We start from the raw sequence: 17,903 nt of genomic DNA on the forward strand, positions 1-17,903 counted from the left end.
AAAGCAGCCCCAATCAATGGATCAGCGAACGACGATCCCGCGCGAAGCCATGTAGGCCTTGGCCTCCGGCACCGTGTACTCGCCAAAGTGGAAGATACTGGCCGCCAGCACCGCACTGGCATGCCCTTCCACAATCCCGTCAGCCAGGTGCTGCAGGTTACCCACCCCACCCGAAGCAATCACCGGAATCCCCAGCGCATCGCTGATGGCCCGGGTAACCCCCAGGTCAAAGCCGTTCTTCATGCCGTCCTGGTCCATGCTGGTCAGCAGGATCTCGCCGGCACCCAGGCCTTCCATCTTCTTCGCCCACTCCACGGCATCCAACCCGGTCGGCTTGCGCCCGCCGTGGGTGAAGATTTCCCAGCGCGGTGCTTCACCGGGTGCGGACACCTTCTTGGCATCGATGGCGACCACGATGCACTGCGAACCGAAACGGTCTGCCGCCTCGCCCACGAACTCCGGGTTGAACACTGCGGCGGTGTTGATCGAGACCTTGTCGGCACCGGCGTTGAGCAGGTTACGGATGTCCTGCACAGTGCGCACGCCACCGCCCACGGTCAGCGGGATGAACACCTGGCTGGCCATGCGCTCGACGGTATGCAGCGTGGTATCGCGGCCATCGACGCTGGCGGTGATGTCGAGGAAGGTGATTTCGTCGGCACCCTGCTCGTTGTAGCGACGGGCGATTTCCACCGGGTCGCCGGCATCACGGATGTTCTCGAACTTGACGCCCTTGACCACACGGCCGTTGTCCACGTCCAGGCAAGGGATGATGCGTTTAGCTAAAGCCATGACTTCTCCTGGAACGGCAGCTTCAAGCTTCGAGCTTCAAGCTGCAAGAGAACAGCCTATCGCGGTCTGGCCTTTCTCTTGCGGCTTACAGCTTACAGCTTGCCGCTGCTCTTAATAGTTGTCGCAGAAGGCCTGGGCCTCGGCGACATCGAGGGTGCCTTCGTAGATGGCACGGCCGGTGATGGCGCCGATGATGCCTGGGGCCTTGGCGTCCAGCAGGGCCTTGATATCGCCCAGGTTGTGGATGCCGCCGGACGCGATCACCGGAATGCGCGTGGCTTCGGCCAGGGCTTTGGTGAAGGGCACGTTGCAGCCCTGCATCATGCCGTCCTTGGCGATGTCGGTATAGACGATCGCCGACACACCATCGGCCTCGAAGCGCTTGGCCAGGTCGATGACCTGAACAGTGCTGACTTCAGCCCAGCCGTCGGTGGCAACGAAGCCGTCCTTGGCGTCCAGGCCAACGATGACCTTGCCCGGGAACGCCTTGCAGGCCTCGGCAACGAACGCTGGCTGCTTGACCGCCTTGGTGCCGATGATGACGTAGCTGACACCCGCCTTGACGTAGTGCTCGATGGTTTCCAGCGAGCGGATGCCGCCGCCGATCTGGATCGGCAGGGTCGGGTAACGCTTGGCGATGGCGGTCACCACTTCGCCGTTGACCGGCTGGCCTTCGAAGGCGCCGTTGAGGTCGACCAGGTGCAGGCGGCGGCAGCCACCCTCGACCCACTTGGCGGCCATGCTCACCGGGTCGTCGGAAAATACCGTGGAGTCTTCCATGCGGCCCTGGCGCAGGCGCACGCAAGCACCGTCCTTCAGATCGATAGCGGGGATAATCAGCATCTTGGGAACCTGTCTATTTGTTGGGTTTCAGGGCTTCTCGAGTGCCCACAGGTCGCTCTCGATGCTCTCGAACCGCTCCTTGAGGTGCAGCTGAACATCGGCAATCGCCCTGTTGTAGTAATGGGGTGCAATCTCTTTGCTGAACAGGTCGAGGACCTCGGCCACTTCGAACGAGCCCAGCTGCAACTCGAAACGGTCTTCGAGAAAGCGCTTGAGGGTGTCGAGCGCCTCGCGCTCCTGCTCGGCGGCCAGGGTGATGACCGGGGCCTTGGTCTTCGCTCTGCTCATTTACCAGCGCCCGTCCCAGGCGACGAAGTTCTGCAGCAACTGCAGGCCATGGGTATGGCTCTTCTCCGGGTGGAACTGCACGGCAAAGCGCGAACCGTCGGCCAGCGCGGCGGCGAAGTCGACGCCATAGTGGCCGCGACCGACCACCTGGGCCGGCTTGCCAGCATCGATGTAGTAGCTGTGCACGAAGTAGAAGCGCGCGCGGTCAGGGATGTCGTGCCACAACGGGTGATGGATGGTCTGGCTGACTTCGTTCCAGCCCATGTGCGGCACCTTCAGGTGCTCGCCATCTTCTTGCAGGCCCTTGCCGAAGAAACGCACCTGGCCGGGGAACAGGCCGATGCAGTCGACGCCGTTGTTTTCTTCGCTGTGTTCGAGCAGCGCTTGCATGCCGACACAGATGCCCAGGAACGGGCGGTCCTGGCTGACCTCGCGCACCAGGCTGTCAAAGCCCAGGCGGCGGATTTCGGCCATGCAGTCGCGTATCGCACCCACGCCAGGGAACACCACACGGTCGGCCTCGCGGATCACCGCAGCGTCGCTGGTAACCAGGACTTTGCCAGCACCGACGTGCTCGAGTGCCTTGGCCACCGAGTGCAGGTTGCCCATGCCATAGTCGATTACGGCTACCGTTTGCATTTACAGGCATCCCTTGGTGGAAGGCATCTGCCCGGCCATGCGCTCGTCCAGCTCCACGGCCATGCGCAGGGCGCGACCGAAGGCCTTGAACACGGTCTCGATCTGGTGGTGAGTGTTGTGGCCACGCAGGTTGTCGATGTGCAGGCTCACCAAGGCGTGGTTGACGAAGCCCTGGAAGAACTCCTGGAACAGGTCGACATCGAAGCCGCCGACGCTGGCGCGGGTGTACGGCACATGCATCTGCAGGCCTGGGCGGCCGGAAAAATCGATGACCACGCGCGACAGCGCTTCATCCAGCGGGACATAGGCGTGGCCGTAGCGGCGGATGCCTTTCTTGTCACCGATGGCCTGGGCGAATGCCTGGCCCAGGGTGATACCGACGTCTTCGACGGTATGGTGATCGTCGATGTGCAGGTCACCCTTGCACTCGATGTCCAGATCGATCAGCCCATGCCGGGCGATCTGGTCGAGCATGTGTTCAAGGAAAGGCACACCGATATCAAATCGGGCCTTGCCGCTGCCATCTAGGTTGATCGAGGCCTTTACCTGGGTTTCCAGGGTATTGCGCTCGACGGAAGCCTTACGTTCGACCATCACCAGCTCCGCAAAATCATTGGGCGAAAAGGGTTCCATTATAGGCCCAGAACGCGCCAGCTTGAAACGCGGATGACATATGGCAGGGCAAGCAATTGCGGGGGCCGGATGCTGTTACAGGTCTATACAAGCAGGGATCCTGGGGCTGCTTTGCAGCCCCAGGCCCACCCTCAATGGAACAGCACAGCCGTCTTCTGCAGGGTAATCCACACGCCCCACGCCAACGGCACTACCACCGCCGCCCAAGCCAGCAGTACCCACGGCAAGCTCCCGGGCGCCGCATGCCACTCCAGCGACCGCGCACCCTCGGCGCCCTTGTCATGGCTCAACGCACGTTCGGCAGCCAGTTGCGCGTCGCTCATGAAGTACTTGTCTGCCACCGGCCGAATCAGCATGTTGCAGATGAACCCCAGCACCAGCAGCCCAGAGAGGATGTAAAGGGTCATGTCGTAAGCCGCCGCCCGTTCCACGCCCGCCGCCAGCTGAGACTCACGCAGGTAGGTGATCAGCACCGGCCCAAGCACACCCGCCGCCGCCCAGGCGGTCAGCAGGCGCCCATGAATCGCACCGACCATCTGTGTGCCGAACAGGTCGGCCAGGTACGCCGGCACCGTGGCAAAGCCACCGCCGTACATCGACAGGATGATGCAGAACGCCGCCACGAACAGCGCCACGTTGCCCAGGTGGCCCATGTTCGGCACCAGGCTGTAGAGGCCAACGCCCAGGGCGAAGAAGGCGAAGTAGGTGTTTTTGCGCCCGATGTAGTCAGAGAACGATGCCCAGAAGAAGCGCCCGCCGATGTTGAACAGGCTCAGCAAGCCGGTGAAACCTGCGGCGATCGCTGCAATCTGCGCCAGCTGCGCGGCATTCAACTCGCTGAAACGCAGCTCGTTGCCCAGCAACTTGCCGGCGAACACTTCCTGCAACAGCGGCGACGCCATGCCGAGAATACCGATGCCCGCCGAGACGTTCAGGCACAGCACCAACCACACCAGTGCGAACTGCGGGGTTTTCCAGGCAACGCTGACGTGCACATGGCGGTCGGTGACCATGCCATTGCCGGCCTTTTTCGCCGGCGCCGTCCAGCCCTCGGGCTTCCAGCCGGTCGGTGGCACGCGGTAACCCAGCGCGCCCGCCGACATGAACACGAAGTAGATCGCCGCCATGACCACGAAGCTCTGCCATACGCCAACATCCTGCGCGCTGCCGAAGTGGCCCATCAGCGCGGTCGCCAGCGGTGCACCTACCATCGCGCCGCCGCCGAAGCCCATGATCGCCATACCGGTGGCCATGCCGCGTTTGTCCGGGAACCACTTGATCAGGGTCGAGACCGGCGAGATGTAACCCAGGCCCAGGCCGATACCGCCAATCACGCCTGAGCCCAGCCACATCAGCCACAGCTGATGGGTCTTCACGCCAATCGCCGAAATCAGCATACCGCCGCACCAGCACACAGCCGATACCAGCCCGGCCTTGCGCGGCCCGGCGTGTTCCAGCCAGCCACCCAGCACCGCCGCCGAGCAACCGAGGAACACGAAGAACAGCGTGTAGATCCAGCTCAGCATCGAAATCGGCCAGTCACACTCGGCACTGAACAGGCGGGCGATGAAGCCCATGTCGGCCGAGCAGGCGAGCGGGGCGGTGATGCCGATGGCTTGCGACAGCGGCAACCAGAACACCGAAAAGCCGTAGGCCATGCCGATACACAAGTGGATAGCCAGGGCCGCCGGTGGCACCAGCCAGCGGTTGAAGCCCGGGCGGGCGATGATGCGCTCCTTAGACAGGAAGCTCGGCGCGCCGGCCAAGGTGCCCGCCGTGACGGTACTGCTCATGGGTTTGATCCTTTGTTATTGGGCCTGGACTGGGCAAGCGAACCGCGACAATGGGTCGCGGGCACACAAAAAACGGCGCAAGGTTACCAGTATCAGGTGGCATGAAAGCAATCTGATATCGTGGATTTTTCAGTCGCTGAAACGGTACGAGCGGGCTCGCCCAATCCTGTGGGAGCGGGCTGCCTCCGCGAAGAGGCAGGCTGACGAAAGCCGCACAATCTGAGCCATTCGTAGGTAAATGCCCTGTATCTCTTGTCGGATACGCAGATATAAGCACTGCGGCGCTATACTCTGCCGCTGAATTTCAAACTGGACTACAAGGACTCGCCCATGAAAGCGTTCGGCAAAATCCTGGGACTGGGGCTTCTCGGGTTGCTGCTGATCATCGTGGCGCTGGGCTTCGCCCTGACCCACCTCTTCGATCCCAACGACTATAAAGACGAGATTCGCCAGCTGGCGCGCGACAAGGCTCATGTCGAGCTGACCCTCAACGGTGATATCGGCTGGAGCCTGTTCCCGTGGCTGGGCCTGGAGCTGCACGAAGCAAGCATCGCAACCTTGAACAAGCCCAAGGAGCCGTTTGCCGACCTGCAGATGCTCGGTTTGTCGGTGCGTGTGCTGCCGCTGCTGCGCCGCGAGGTGCAGATGAGCGATGTGCGCGTCGAAGGCCTGAACCTGACCCTGGCCCGTGACGAACACGGCCACGGCAACTGGGAAGACATCGGCAAGCCATTGCCGGCTCAGAACGACGCGCCGGCCACCACACCGGCCCAGCCGTCGACCGAGCAGGCACCGGCACAAGCCGAAAGCGGCAGCGAGCGTGCGGTCAAACTCGACATCGACAGCCTGACCGTGAACAACGCCCGCGTGCAGTACACCGATGCCAAGAGTGGGCAAAGCTACAGCGCCGAAAGCATCCAGCTGAGCACCGGCCCGGTCCACGAAGGGGCGAACATTGCGCTCAAGGCCAGTGCATTCCTGAGTGCCAGCCAGCCGAACATCAAGGCACGCACCGAGCTTGCCGGCGAGCTGCGTTTCGATCGCAAGCTCAAGCGCTACAACTTCGAAGACATGCGCTTGTCGGGCGAAACCTCGGGCGAACCGCTGGCCGGCAAGACCGTGACCTTCGCCGCCCAGGGCCAACTGCTGGTCGACCTGGCGGCCAATGTGGCCTCGTGGAACGGCCTGAAAATCTCGGCCAACCAGCTGCGTGCGCTGGGCGAGCTGAACCTGCGCGAGCTGGACAAGGCACCGCAACTGAGCGGCGGCCTGTCCATCGCCCAGTTCGACCTGCGCAGCTTCCTCGACGGCGTCGGCCACCCGCTGCCCGCCACCAACGACCCGGCTGCCTTCACCAAGCTGGAACTGGTCACCCGCCTGCAGGGCACACCAAACAGCCTGGCCCTGGCCGACCTGGCGGTGAAGCTGGACGACAGCACCTTCACCGGCCGCGTAGCCGTCGAAGACTTCGCCAAGCAAGCCCTGCGCCTGCAACTCAAGGCCGATACCTTCGACGCCGACCGCTACCTGCCGGCCAAGAGCGAAGAAGCCAAGGGCGCTACCGCCGCCCGCCAGGCCGAGGTCAAGCAACAGGAAGCCAGCGCCGTGGCCGGTGCCGGCAGCTCACCGCTGCCCAACGCCCCGACCCAGGTCGCCTGGAGTGACGACAAGCTGCTGCCGGTGGACCGCCTGCGCGCCCTCGACCTGCAGGCCGACCTGGCATTCGGCGCGCTGACCCTGGACAAACTGCCCATTCAGGACGCCCAGCTCAAGGCCACCGGCCAAGGCGGCCTGGTGACCCTGCAGACCCTGCGCGGCGAGCTGTACAACGGCACCTTCGAGGCCAAGGGCACTGTCGATGTACGCCCCGCCGTGCCGCAGCTTGGCGTCAGTACCAAGATCGACCGGGTACCGGTGGAGCACTTCATCAAGACCGAGGGCAAGGAGCAGACGCCACCGGTCAAGGGCCTGCTGACCCTGACCAGCGACCTGACCGCCACCGGCAACAGCCAGAAGGCACTGGTCGATACCCTCAATGGCAACGCCAACTTCACCATCAACGACGGCGTGCTGGTCAATGCCAACCTGGAACAGCAACTGTGCCAGGCCATCGCCACGCTCAACCGCAAAGCGCTCAGCGGCGAGCCGCGCGGCAAGGACACGCCCTTCCAGGAACTGCGCGGCAGCCTGGTGGTGCGCAATGGCGTAGCCAGCAACCCAGACCTCAAGGCACGCATCCCGGGCCTGACCGTCAACGGCCACGGCGACGTCGACCTGCGCGTACTGGGCATGGACTACAACGTTGGCGTGATCGTCGAGGGCGACCAGCGTGCCATGCCGGACCCGGCCTGCCAGGTCAACCAGCGCTATGTCGGTGTTGAAGTGCCGCTGCGCTGCCGCGGCCCACTGGAGCTTGGCGCCAAGGCCTGCCGCCTGGACCAGGATGGCCTGGGCAAGGTCGCCGCGAAACTGGCCGGCAACCGCCTGAAAGACAAGATCGATGAAAAACTCGAAGAGAAACTCGGAGACAAAGTGAGCCCGGAAGTAAAAGACGCGCTCAAGGGGCTGTTCAAGCGATGAGCCCCGAGCAGTTCTCCAGCGCCGTGCTGGACTGGTATGACGAGCACGGCCGACACGACCTGCCCTGGCAACAGGGCATCACCCCATACCGGGTGTGGGTGTCGGAAATCATGCTGCAGCAGACCCAGGTCAGCACCGTGCTCAACTACTTCGACCGCTTCATGCAGGCCCTGCCCACCGTGCAGGCGCTGGCCGAGGCGCCGGAGGACGAGGTGCTGCACCTGTGGACGGGCCTGGGCTATTACACCCGCGCCCGCAACCTGCAAAAGGCCGCGAAGATCGTCGTCGAGCAGCATGGCGGCGAGTTTCCGCGCAGCGTCGAGCAACTGACCGAACTGCCGGGCATCGGCCGCTCCACCGCCGGTGCCATCGCCAGCATCAGCATGGGCATCCGCGCGCCGATCCTGGACGGCAACGTCAAGCGCGTGTTGGCCCGCTACACCGCCCAGGCCGGCTACCCTGGCGAGCCCAAGGTGGCCAACCAGCTGTGGGCCAGCGCCGAGCGCTTCACCCCGCTGACACGCGCCAACCACTACACCCAGGCGATGATGGACATGGGCGCCACGCTGTGTACCCGCAGCAAGCCCAGCTGCCTGATCTGCCCGCTGCAGCGTGGCTGCGAAGCGCACCTGCACGGCGAAGAAACCCGCTACCCAGAGCCCAAGCCACGCAAGGCGCTGCCGCAACGCCGGACGCTGATGCCACTGCTGGCCAACCACGAAGGCGCGATCCTGCTATACCGTCGCCCTTCCAGCGGCCTGTGGGGCGGTTTGTGGAGCCTGCCGGAGCTTGAGAACATCGAGCAGCTCGACGACCTCGCCTACCAGCACGGCCTGCGCCTGGCTGGCAGCCAGGCCCTGGATGGCCTGACCCACACCTTCAGCCATTTCCAGCTGGCGATCGAACCTTGGCTGGTACGGGTCGACCCGGTCGGCCAGCACGTGGCCGAGCCCGACTGGCTCTGGTATAACCTCGCCACCCCGCCGCGCCTGGGCCTCGCCGCCCCGGTCAAGAAATTGCTCAAACGCGCGGCCGACGAACTGATTGCAGGAGACGCCCGATGACCCGCACCGTGATGTGCCGCAAGTACAAAGAAGAACTCCCAGGCCTGGAGCGCCCGCCCTACCCCGGCGCCAAGGGCCAGGACATCTTCGATCACATCTCGCAGAAGGCCTGGGCCGACTGGCAGAAGCACCAGACCATGCTGATCAACGAAAAGCGCCTGAACATGATGAATGGCGAGGACCGCAAGTTCCTCCAGGCCGAAATGGACAAGTTTTTCGCCGGCGAAGATTATGCCCAGGCGGAAGGCTACGTTCCGCCGGCCGAATGACCCCAGAAAACGTAAGCGACGGAATTAATTTAAAATTTTTTCAAAAAGTCGTTGACGGACGGTCTGGAAATCTATTTAATTCACCTCGTCGCCCAGATAGCTCAGTCGGTAGAGCAGAGGATTGAAAATCCTCGTGTCGGCGGTTCGACTCCGTCTCTGGGCACCACCTTCAGCTTCTGGTGGTTGCAAAGTTACCCGAAGCGACAACAAGAAACCCGCCAAGTGCGGGTTTTTTGTTGTCTGCGATTTTTGTGTCAGGATCGGCTCGCGAGCCTCGAAAGTTTGGGATGCCGGGTTTGTCATGGCATCTGTAGCGCTCGATCTCACAGGCGCAGAAAATTCTAGGGGAACGTGCATATCACAACCCGCCACCACCGCCACGTTGACCAACATCAAAAAGCCACCCATCGCTCACCCTTAAAATGCCAGGTGGACATTCGACTACCCGCAAGGACTTCCATGAGCGAAGAATCCACCCTCCTGCTCCCCACCCCCAGCGAACCCACCCCCACTGCGCCGCGCCCGCGCCGGCCACGTCAGCGCAAGCCCGAACCCGCGATTACCCGGATCAGCCAGCAACCCGCCGCACTTGAAGTGGCCACGGCACCCAAAGGCAGCAACGAAGACAGCACCCGCGCACGCTTGCCTGCCAGCTACCCGTATCGCACCCGCCTGCACCGCCAGGAATACGAGAAGACCAAGCATGCCCTGCAGATCGAACTGCTGAAGGTGCAGAGCTGGGTAAAAGAAACCGGCCAGCGCGTGGTGATTCTGTTCGAAGGCCGCGACGCGGCGGGCAAAGGCGGCACCATCAAGCGTTTCATGGAGCACCTCAACCCGCGCGGCGCGCGGATCGTCGCGCTGGAGAAGCCTTCCGAACAAGAGAAAGGCCAGTGGTACTTCCAGCGCTACATCCAGCACCTGCCGACGGCGGGTGAAATGGTCTTCTTCGACCGCTCCTGGTACAACCGCGCCGGGGTCGAGAAGGTGATGGACTTCTGCACCCCGCTGCAGTACCTGGAGTTCATGCGCCAGGCACCCGACCTTGAGCGCATGCTGTGCAACAGCGGCATCCTGCTGTTCAAGTACTGGTTCTCGGTGAACCGCGAGGAACAGCTACGGCGCTTCATCTCACGCCGCGACGACCCGCTCAAGCACTGGAAGCTGTCGCCCATCGACATCAAGTCGCTGGATAAGTGGGACGACTACACCGCAGCCAAGGAGGCGATGTTCTTCCATACCGATACGGCCGATGCGCCATGGACGGTGATCAAGTCCGATGACAAGAAGCGCGCACGCATCAACTGCATCCGCCACTTCCTGCATTCGCTGGATTACCCGGGCAAGGACTCGGCTGTGGCACATGCCCCGGACCCCATGCTGGTAGGGCGCGCATCACGCGACTTCGAAGAGGACGAGACGCCAGCCACCGCCCACTGAAAGGGGCAATCAGAAGTTGGCCATGGCGCTGCAGTATTCAGCCTTGGTGGTCTTCACCGGCTGCTCTACGCCCAGCTGGCGCAGCTCGACGCCACAAGCGTTGTAGCCGCGCACCACCACTTCGTAATCGGCGCCTTTTTGCGGCACGAAATAGAACATGCCCAGGCAGTTGGTGACGCTGTTGTAGCTACTGCGCCCGCCGTCGAGAAAGTGCAAGGTGAACGGTTTGCCGGCCGGCACCAGCACTTCGCTGACCGCATCGCCCGCCGCCACAGGGGCGCTGGCAGGCATGCCCAGGGTTTCGCCATTGCGGTCGGCGAAGCCCTCCTTGGGCACTGCAATCACCCCTGCCCCGGGGCTGTACCAGTCGACGCAATCCTTGCCCGGCACAGCGCGCACCATGCCATCGGCAATCACCCGCAGGCGTGCGGTATCGCCCGACGTCGGCGAGCCATACGGGGTGTTGAACGACTTGACGGCGGCAATGTTGCCGCAGCCGGACAGCGCCACAGCCAGCAGGCCAAGCGAGATCGCTGTTTTCATCCGTGAATTCCTCATGAGTGGGTACCGGACATCCGGCAACCTGCCTAGGACCCTCGCTTGCCGCTTGGGTTTCGCAGGCAAGTACGATTCAATACGCGCACTTTTTCAGGCACCCCCAAGGACCTACCCATGGCCACCCCTACCAAGCAACAGAAACGCGCCAAACGCGCCGCCAGCAAGGCCAAGCAGAACCGCATGGTGCGCAGCGGCCAGACGGTCAAAGCCAGCGCCGGTGACAGCGCCAGCATCGAGCAGGTGTTCAACAAGGCCATGGAGTCGGACAGCTACAAAGAGCTGTTCGACAAGATGAAGGCGGCACAGGAAACCAGCCTGGTCGCGATGATCTCGGTGTTCCTGGTCGACCCGCTGCTGACCCTGGTACTCAAAGGCCACAAAGAAGAGCACGCCACCGACTACATCGTGCTGGTGTTCACCGCCTACCGCACCTGGCTCGATGGCGCCGACGAAGACACCACCATGGCCTGGCTGGAAAGCGACGCGTTCCAGGAAGCCTATATCACCGCTTCCGAAGTGGTGGCCAAGCAACAGCAGAAGCTGTACGGCTGACCTGCGAAAAGGCCAGACAAACAAAAAGGCCGCACCCAACACAGGGCGCGGCCTTTTCATTCATAGCAGCGCAGATCAGTTATCCAGCGCCACCCGCCCAGCCGCTTCGCGCTTGCGATGCACCAGCAGCCCTGCGGCCACCACACCAATGCTCAGCAAGGCAGTCGCGATGATCTCGGCACGGTGATCTTCACGCAGCCCCATCACCACCAGCACCGCAATGATGAAGGCAATGGTCGCCCAGGTCAGGCCCGGGAACAGCCACATCTTGAAGTCAATCTTCTCGCCACGCGCTTCACGCTGGCTGCGCATGCGCAGTTGCGAAACAGCGATCACCAGGTACACCAGCAGCGCGATGGCGCCGGAGCTGGCCAGCAGGAACTCGAACACCTGGGCCGGCGCAACGAAGTTGGCGAACACGCAGAGGAAGGCCGCGGCAGTGGACAACAGTACCGCCCAGTGCGGGGTGCCCGCCTTGGTGGTGCGCTGTGCAACAGCCGGCGCATCGCCACGTTTGCTCAGCGAGAACAGCATGCGCGAAGAGGTGTACAGCGCCGAGTTGAGGCAACTGGTCACGGCGATCAGCACGACGATGTCGACGATCAGCTTGGCATTCGGCACGCCGATGCGGCTCAGCACGGTCTGGTAGGAACCCAGTTCCGCCAGGGCCGGGTCGTTCCACGGCACCAGCGCCACGACCAGGAAGATCGACACCAGGTAGAACAGACAGATACGCCAGATCACCGAGTTGGTGGCGCGGCTGATCTGCTTGCCCGGGTCCTTGGACTCGGCAGCGGCGATGGTGACGATTTCGGTGCCCATGAACGAGAACATGGTGGTCAGCATGGCGGCCAGCACCGCGCCCAAGCCGTTGGGCATGAAGCCCTGGGTGTCGAACAGGTGGCTGACACCGCTCACCTGGCTGCCCGGCGCCAGGCCGAACATGGCCACGCAGCCCACCACGATGAAGCCGATGATCGCCAGCACCTTGAGCAGGGCGAACCAGAATTCGAACTCGCCGTAGTTCTTCACGCTGCACAAGTTGGTCAGGGTCAGCACCAGCGTGATGATCAAGGAGAAGGCCCACAGATCAACAGCAGGGAACCAGGCATGCAGAATGGCTGCGGCCGCGTTGGCTTCCAGCGGGATCACCAGCACCCAGAACCACCAGTACAGCCAGCCGATGGTGAAGCCGGCCCAACGCCCGATGGCGCGGTCGGCATACGTCGAGAAGGAGCCCGTGTCAGGCGAGGCAATGGCCATTTCGCCCAGCATGCGCATGACCAGCACCACCAGCGTACCGGCAGCCGCGTAGGCCATCAGTACGGCGGGCCCTGCGGCCGCAATGGCGTGGCCGGAACCCACGAACAGACCGGCGCCAATTACGCCAGCGATGGACAGCATGGTGACATGCCGCGATTTGAGCCCCTGAGCGAGGTCGTTGGAATTGTTACCGCTCATAAAACTACCTTTGTAAGGAGTGGACCACGCCGACTACGGGAACGAAGCGCGCCTGGGGTTGTTTAGGCGTCGCTGCAATCGGCGGTTTCCCAGTGGCAATAAGCGAGCCAGTTGCTGAATGCATTCGTCAGAAATCTCTGGCAACCATTAAGGGCGCGGCTTGCAGGGCTTTCGGCCATGCTTTGACCGAAAGGTCGCCAAAACCACCTTCCAAGTCGGGATTACGGAAATACCCACTTACAAACGCACCAAAGGTGCTCCCAGGTAACACCTTTGCACCGTTGCAATGCAAAAAAGTACAACCTCAAGGTACAACCCATTACCCACGTTCACCCTTTTGCAGGTAAACCGATTACCAACCCTGTGCCGGCGGGTTTACCCGCGAATGGTCCAAAACCGCTTCCAAGAGCGGGCCAAAGCTGGCACCATCGCGCCTTTTTTCATCAAGGCTCTGGTGTTGGGCTAGACCTTCGCGGTCATCCTCGCGACGTTGCACTGCAGCGATGCGACAATCTGCCCCGACAGCGACCCGAGCCCCTAGCGACCCTGTTGGCCGCCTAATGCCGCTATGCTAGCTTGGCGCACGCCAGGAAGGCCGCCAACAGCTGGGAACGCACCCGAACACATGAGGACCGCACATGGCCCAGGCCACGCCCGCGCTGGAAATCCGCAATCTGCACAAACGCTACGGCGAGCAGGAAATTCTCAAGGGCATTTCGCTGACCGCGCGCGATGGTGACGTGATCTCCATCCTGGGGTCGTCCGGTTCCGGCAAGTCCACTTTGCTGCGCTGCATCAACCTGCTCGAAAACCCGCACCAGGGCGAAATCCTGGTCGCCGGCGAATCGCTCAAGCTCAAGGCCGCCAAAAACGGTGACCTGATCGCCGCCGACAACCGCCAGATCAACCGCCTGCGCAGCGAGATCGGCTTCGTCTTCCAGAACTTCAACCTGTGGCCGCACATGTCGATCCTCGACAACATCATCGAGGCCCCGCGCCGCGTGCTCGGCCAAAGCAAGGCCGAGGCCATCGAAGCCGCAGAAGCCTTGCTGAACAAGGTTGGCATCTACGACAAGCGCCACAGCTACCCCGCCCAGCTTTCCGGTGGCCAGCAACAGCGCGCCGCCATTGCCCGTACCTTGGCCATGAGGCCCAAGGTCATCCTGTTCGACGAGCCGACCTCGGCGCTCGATCCGGAAATGGTCCAGGAAGTGCTAAACGTTATCCGCGCATTGGCCGAAGAAGGCCGTACCATGCTGCTGGTGACGCACGAGATGAACTTTGCCCGCCAGGTGTCCAGTGAAGTGGTTTTCCTGCACCAGGGCCTGGTTGAAGAGCAAGGATCGCCGCAGCAGGTCTTCGAGAACCCGACCTCGGCGCGTTGCAAGCAATTCATGTCCAGCCACCGCTAACGGAGCAACACGAATGCAGACCTATAAGAAATTCCTCCTGGCCGCTGCCGCCACCCTGGTGTTCTCGGCAAATGCCATGGCAGCCGAAAAACTCAAAATGGGCATCGAGGCGGCCTACCCGCCGTTCAACAACAAGGATGCCAGCGGCCAGGTGGTCGGCTTTGACAAAGACATCGGCGACGCACTGTGCGCCAAGATGAAAGTCGAATGCGAAGTGGTCACCTCTGACTGGGACGGCATCATCCCGGCGTTGAACGCCAAGAAGTTCGACTTCCTGATCTCCTCACTGTCGATCACCGACGAGCGCAAGCAGGCCGTCGACTTCACCGACCCGTACTACTCGAACAAGCAGCAGTTCATCGCACCGAAAAACGTCGACTTCAAGACCGACCGCGCCTCGCTCAAGGGCAAGACCATCGGTACCCAGCGCGCCACCCAGGCCGCGACCTGGCTGGACGACAACGGCGGCATGGACAACGAGTTCAAGGTCAACCTGTACGATGGCCAGGAAAACGCCTACCTGGACCTGACCTCCGGCCGCCTCGACGCCATCCTCGCCGACAAGTACGCCAACTACGACTGGCTGAAGTCTGCCGCTGGCAAAAACTTCGAGTTCAAAGGCGAACCGGTGAACGACAGCGACAAGGTCGGCATTGCCGTACGCAAAGGTGACGATGAGCTGCGTAACAAGCTCAATGCCGCACTGAAGGAAATTGTCGCCGACGGCACCTACAAAAAGATCAACGACAAGTACTTCCCGTTCAGCATCTATTGATTCGCCCCGACCGGCACGCCCTTGCGGCGTGCCGGTCCCTAGAACGACCCTACCCATGAATATCGACCTGCACGGATTCGGTCCGGCCCTGGCGGCTGGCACCTTGATGACCGTAAAACTGGCGCTCTGCGCCTTGCTGCTGGGGCTGGTCCTGGGCCTGCTCGGTGCCCTGGCCAAGACTTCCCCGGTCAAGCCGCTGCAATGGCTTGGCGGCTTCTACTCGACCCTGGTTCGCGGCGTGCCCGAACTGCTCTGGGTCCTGCTTATCTATTTCGGCACCGTCGGCCTGATGAACAGCATCGGCGAAGCGCTCAACATGCCGGGCCTTGAGCTCAGCGCCTTCGCTGCCGGCGTCATCGCCCTCGGCCTGTGCTTCGGCGCCTACGCCACCGAGGTGTTCCGCGGCGCCATCCTGGCGATCCCCAAGGGCCACCGTGAGGCGGGCCTGGCACTGGGCTTGTCCAAGGCGCGCATCCTCTCGCGCATCATCCTGCCGCAGATGTGGCGCATCGCCCTGCCCGGCCTGGGCAACCTGTTCATGATCCTGATGAAGGACACCGCGCTGGTATCGGTCATCGGCCTTGAAGAAATCATGCGCCACGCGCAAATCGGCGTGACCATGACCAAGGAGCCGTTCACCTTCTACATGGTTGCGGCCTGCATCTACCTGGGCTTGACCGTCGTCGCCATGACCGGCATGTACTTCATGGAAAAACGCGCCGCTCGCGGCTTTGCGAGGGCCGAACAATGAATTGGGAAGTCATCATCAAATGGCTGCCACGCCTGGCCCAGGGTGCGACCCTGACCCTGGAGCTGGTGGCCATTGCCGTGGTTGCCGGGTTGATCCTGGCCATCCCGCTGGGCATTGCCCGCTCATCGCGGCACTGGTACGTGCGCGCCGTGCCGTTCAGCTACATCTTCTTCTTCCGCGGTACGCCGTTGCTGGTGCAGCTGTTCCTGGTCTACTACGGCCTGGCCCAGTTCGAGGCGGTGCGCAGCAGTGCATTGTGGCCTTACCTGCGCGATCCGTTCTGGTGCACCGTGCTGACCATGACCCTGCACACGGCCGCCTATATCGCCGAGATTCTGCGCGGTGCGCTACAGTCGATCCCCAAGGGTGAGATCGAAGCGGCACGGGCACTGGGCATGTCGCGCGCCAAGACCCTGATCTACATCATGCTGCCGCGCGCCACGCGGATCGGCCTGCCGGCCTACAGCAACGAGGTGATCCTGATGCTCAAGGCCAGCGCGCTGGCCAGTACCGTCACCCTGCTGGAGCTGACCGGCATGGCGCGTACCATCATCGCCCGGACCTACCTGCCGGTGGAGATCTTCTTTGCCGCCGGGGTGTTTTACCTGGTTATCTCGTTTGTCCTGGTACAGGGCTTCAAACTGCTGGAGCGCTGGTTGCGGGTAGACGCCTGCCAAGGGCGCTAGACCTCACCCCCCGTTCCCACAGGCCAACGTCTTCCTGTAGGAGCGGGCTTGCCCGCGAAGGGCTGCAAAGCAGCCCCACCCCCTGCCGACCACAATCATGACCCCACCCCCCATCCCCCACCGCCAGCACCTAAGCGACCGCTTCAAGGCTCTCGACCAATTCCTGATCGAGCACCAGCACCTGTGGAAACCCAGGCCCTTCACCGCGCTGCGCCTGGACTGGGAAGCCGAACACCCCGAACTCTCCGCCCACCTGCGCCAATGCAGCCTGAGCGACGCCGAAGCCGAGCGGGTGACGCAAGGCATGCCCGCCCCCTTCCCCCAACTGGCCCAACAAGCCCAGCAACTCTGCACCCTCGACACACTCCCGGACGCTGGCCTGCCAGCCGCCGCCCACCGCCTCGACGTTGGCGTGCCCGGCCGCAAGTGGCAGCAGATCGAAGCCTTCACCCGCCGGCTGGCCTTCAACGCGCCAACCCGGCACTGGCTGGACTGGTGCTCTGGTAAAGGCCACCTCGGCCGTCGCCTGCTGCAACCCGGCCAGTACCTGACCTGCCTGGAATACGACCCCGAGCTCGTCACCGCGGGCCAGGCGCTGAGCGACCACCACCACCTGCCTGCACACCATATCCATCAGGATGTCATGGCCGCAGACAGTGCCGGCCACCTGGATAGCGACAAGACCGTGGTCGCCCTGCACGCCTGCGGCGACCTGCACGTACGCCTTCTGCACCTGGCCAGCGAGCAAGGCTGCCGGCAAATGGCCGTGGCCCCTTGCTGCTATAACCGCATCCAGGCCCAGCAGTACCAGGCGTTATCCACCGCCGCGCAAGCCTCCAGCCTGCACTTGTCGCTGGACGACCTGGGCTTGCCGTTGAGTGAAACCGTCACCGCGGGCGCCCGCGTGCGTCGCCAACGCGACACCTCGATGGCCCGCCGCCTGGGCTTCGATCTGCTGCAACGCCAGCAGCGCCAGTGTGATGATTACTTGCCCACCCCCTCGCTGCCGGTGGCCTGGCTGGACAAGCCTTTCGAGGCGTACTGCCGGGGCCTGGCCGAGCTCAAGCACGCGCCCCTGAGCGGCACCCCCGACTGGGCTGCCCTGGAAGCCGCCGGCTGGCAGCGCCTGGCCGAAGTGCGCAACCTGGAACGTGTGCGCAACCTGTTCCGCCGCCCGCTGGAACTGTGGCTGGTACTCGACCGTGCGCTGTTTCTGGAAGAACAGGGTTATGCCGTACGCCTCGGGTTGTTCTGTGACTACCCACTCACCCCGCGCAACATCCTCATCCTGGCAGAACGCGACCGTTAGCCGCAGCACAACCTGTGGATAACTCTGTGCACAAGCTTTTGATGAATGGTTGGATCCA

General features: G+C 62.9%; 18 protein-coding genes and 1 tRNA gene. 11 read left to right on the forward strand and 8 right to left on the reverse strand.

All coding sequences use genetic code 11. The annotated features are described in order from the left end of the window. Window positions 1-21 precede the first annotated feature (21 nt). The 6 genes from hisF to PC358_RS24955 form a co-directional block, all read right to left on the reverse strand. Window positions 22-792: an imidazole glycerol phosphate synthase subunit HisF gene (gene hisF, locus PC358_RS24930; protein WP_033703179.1), complete on the reverse strand. Its 771-nt coding sequence runs from the start codon at window positions 790-792 to the stop codon at window positions 22-24. A 111-nt stretch (window positions 793-903) separates the two neighbouring features. Further along, window positions 904-1,635, reverse strand: a complete 732-nt coding sequence (gene hisA / locus PC358_RS24935; protein ID WP_033703180.1) for a 1-(5-phosphoribosyl)-5-[(5-phosphoribosylamino)methylideneamino]imidazole-4-carboxamide isomerase — start codon at window positions 1,633-1,635, stop codon at window positions 904-906. 27 nt (window positions 1,636-1,662) lie between these two features. After that, window positions 1,663-1,923, reverse strand: coding sequence for a DUF2164 domain-containing protein (locus PC358_RS24940; protein ID WP_033703181.1), 261 nt, complete (start codon window positions 1,921-1,923; stop codon window positions 1,663-1,665). After that, window positions 1,924-2,562, reverse strand: a complete 639-nt coding sequence (gene hisH, locus PC358_RS24945; protein WP_033703182.1) for an imidazole glycerol phosphate synthase subunit HisH — start codon at window positions 2,560-2,562, stop codon at window positions 1,924-1,926. Then, window positions 2,563-3,156, reverse strand: a complete 594-nt coding sequence (hisB, locus tag PC358_RS24950) for an imidazoleglycerol-phosphate dehydratase HisB (protein ID WP_033703340.1) — start codon at window positions 3,154-3,156, stop codon at window positions 2,563-2,565. 170 nt (window positions 3,157-3,326) lie between these two features. Next, on the reverse strand, window positions 3,327-4,988 hold the full coding sequence (locus tag PC358_RS24955) for an OFA family MFS transporter (RefSeq protein WP_033703183.1): 1,662 nt from the start codon (window positions 4,986-4,988) through the stop codon (window positions 3,327-3,329). Window positions 4,989-5,318: 330 nt separating this feature from the next. Here PC358_RS24955 and PC358_RS24960 point away from each other — a divergent pair, with 330 nt between their 5' ends. From PC358_RS24960 to ppk2, 5 genes are all read left to right on the forward strand, one after another. After that, window positions 5,319-7,568, forward strand: coding sequence for an AsmA family protein (locus tag PC358_RS24960; RefSeq protein WP_033703184.1), 2,250 nt, complete (start codon window positions 5,319-5,321; stop codon window positions 7,566-7,568). Then, the gene (gene mutY, locus PC358_RS24965; protein ID WP_033703185.1) at window positions 7,565-8,632 is read left to right on the forward strand and encodes an A/G-specific adenine glycosylase; all 1,068 of its coding nucleotides are present in this window, start codon (window positions 7,565-7,567) and stop codon (window positions 8,630-8,632) included. The genes PC358_RS24960 and mutY overlap by 4 nt, the downstream gene beginning before the upstream one ends. Next, the gene (locus tag PC358_RS24970; RefSeq protein ID WP_033703186.1) at window positions 8,629-8,901 is read left to right on the forward strand and encodes an oxidative damage protection protein; all 273 of its coding nucleotides are present in this window, start codon (window positions 8,629-8,631) and stop codon (window positions 8,899-8,901) included. The genes mutY and PC358_RS24970 overlap by 4 nt, the downstream gene beginning before the upstream one ends. 90 nt (window positions 8,902-8,991) lie before the next feature. Next, window positions 8,992-9,067 (forward strand) — tRNA-Phe (locus PC358_RS24975). Window positions 9,068-9,360: 293 nt separating this feature from the next. Further along, window positions 9,361-10,341, forward strand: a complete 981-nt coding sequence (gene ppk2 / locus PC358_RS24980) for a polyphosphate kinase 2 (protein ID WP_033703187.1) — start codon at window positions 9,361-9,363, stop codon at window positions 10,339-10,341. A gap of 9 nt (window positions 10,342-10,350) precedes the next feature. Here ppk2 and PC358_RS24985 read toward each other — a convergent pair whose 3' ends face one another. Further along, window positions 10,351-10,884, reverse strand: a complete 534-nt coding sequence (locus PC358_RS24985) for a hypothetical protein (RefSeq protein WP_050506183.1) — start codon at window positions 10,882-10,884, stop codon at window positions 10,351-10,353. A 129-nt stretch (window positions 10,885-11,013) separates the two neighbouring features. On the opposite strand from PC358_RS24985, the gene PC358_RS24990 reads away from it, so the two are divergent. Further along, complete coding sequence (locus PC358_RS24990; protein WP_033703188.1) at window positions 11,014-11,451, forward strand: hypothetical protein; 438 nt, start codon at window positions 11,014-11,016, stop codon at window positions 11,449-11,451. A gap of 75 nt (window positions 11,452-11,526) precedes the next feature. Here PC358_RS24990 and gabP read toward each other — a convergent pair whose 3' ends face one another. Further along, a complete protein-coding gene (gabP, locus tag PC358_RS24995; RefSeq protein ID WP_033703189.1) occupies window positions 11,527-12,912 on the reverse strand; it encodes a GABA permease in 1,386 nt (461 codons plus the stop codon). 638 nt (window positions 12,913-13,550) lie between these two features. Here gabP and PC358_RS25000 point away from each other — a divergent pair. The 5 genes from PC358_RS25000 to PC358_RS25020 all read left to right on the forward strand — a co-directional run bounded on the left by PC358_RS25000 (window position 13,551) and on the right by PC358_RS25020 (window position 17,845). Continuing rightward, window positions 13,551-14,324, forward strand: a complete 774-nt coding sequence (locus tag PC358_RS25000) for an ABC transporter ATP-binding protein (protein WP_027917578.1) — start codon at window positions 13,551-13,553, stop codon at window positions 14,322-14,324. A gap of 13 nt (window positions 14,325-14,337) precedes the next feature. Beyond that, window positions 14,338-15,099, forward strand: a complete 762-nt coding sequence (locus tag PC358_RS25005) for an ABC transporter substrate-binding protein (RefSeq protein WP_033703190.1) — start codon at window positions 14,338-14,340, stop codon at window positions 15,097-15,099. 55 nt (window positions 15,100-15,154) lie between these two features. Then, complete coding sequence (locus PC358_RS25010) at window positions 15,155-15,850, forward strand: ABC transporter permease (protein ID WP_033703191.1); 696 nt, start codon at window positions 15,155-15,157, stop codon at window positions 15,848-15,850. After that, window positions 15,847-16,536 (forward strand): ABC transporter permease, encoded by a 690-nt coding sequence (locus PC358_RS25015; protein WP_033703192.1) that lies wholly within the window; start codon window positions 15,847-15,849, stop codon window positions 16,534-16,536. The genes PC358_RS25010 and PC358_RS25015 overlap by 4 nt, the downstream gene beginning before the upstream one ends. Window positions 16,537-16,633: 97 nt before the next feature. Further along, window positions 16,634-17,845, forward strand: coding sequence for a methyltransferase (locus tag PC358_RS25020; RefSeq protein ID WP_033703193.1), 1,212 nt, complete (start codon window positions 16,634-16,636; stop codon window positions 17,843-17,845). Window positions 17,846-17,903 lie beyond the last annotated feature (58 nt).

The sequence above is a fragment of the Pseudomonas capeferrum genome (assembly GCF_000731675.1).
Lineage (GTDB): Bacteria > Pseudomonadota > Gammaproteobacteria > Pseudomonadales > Pseudomonadaceae > Aquipseudomonas > Aquipseudomonas capeferrum.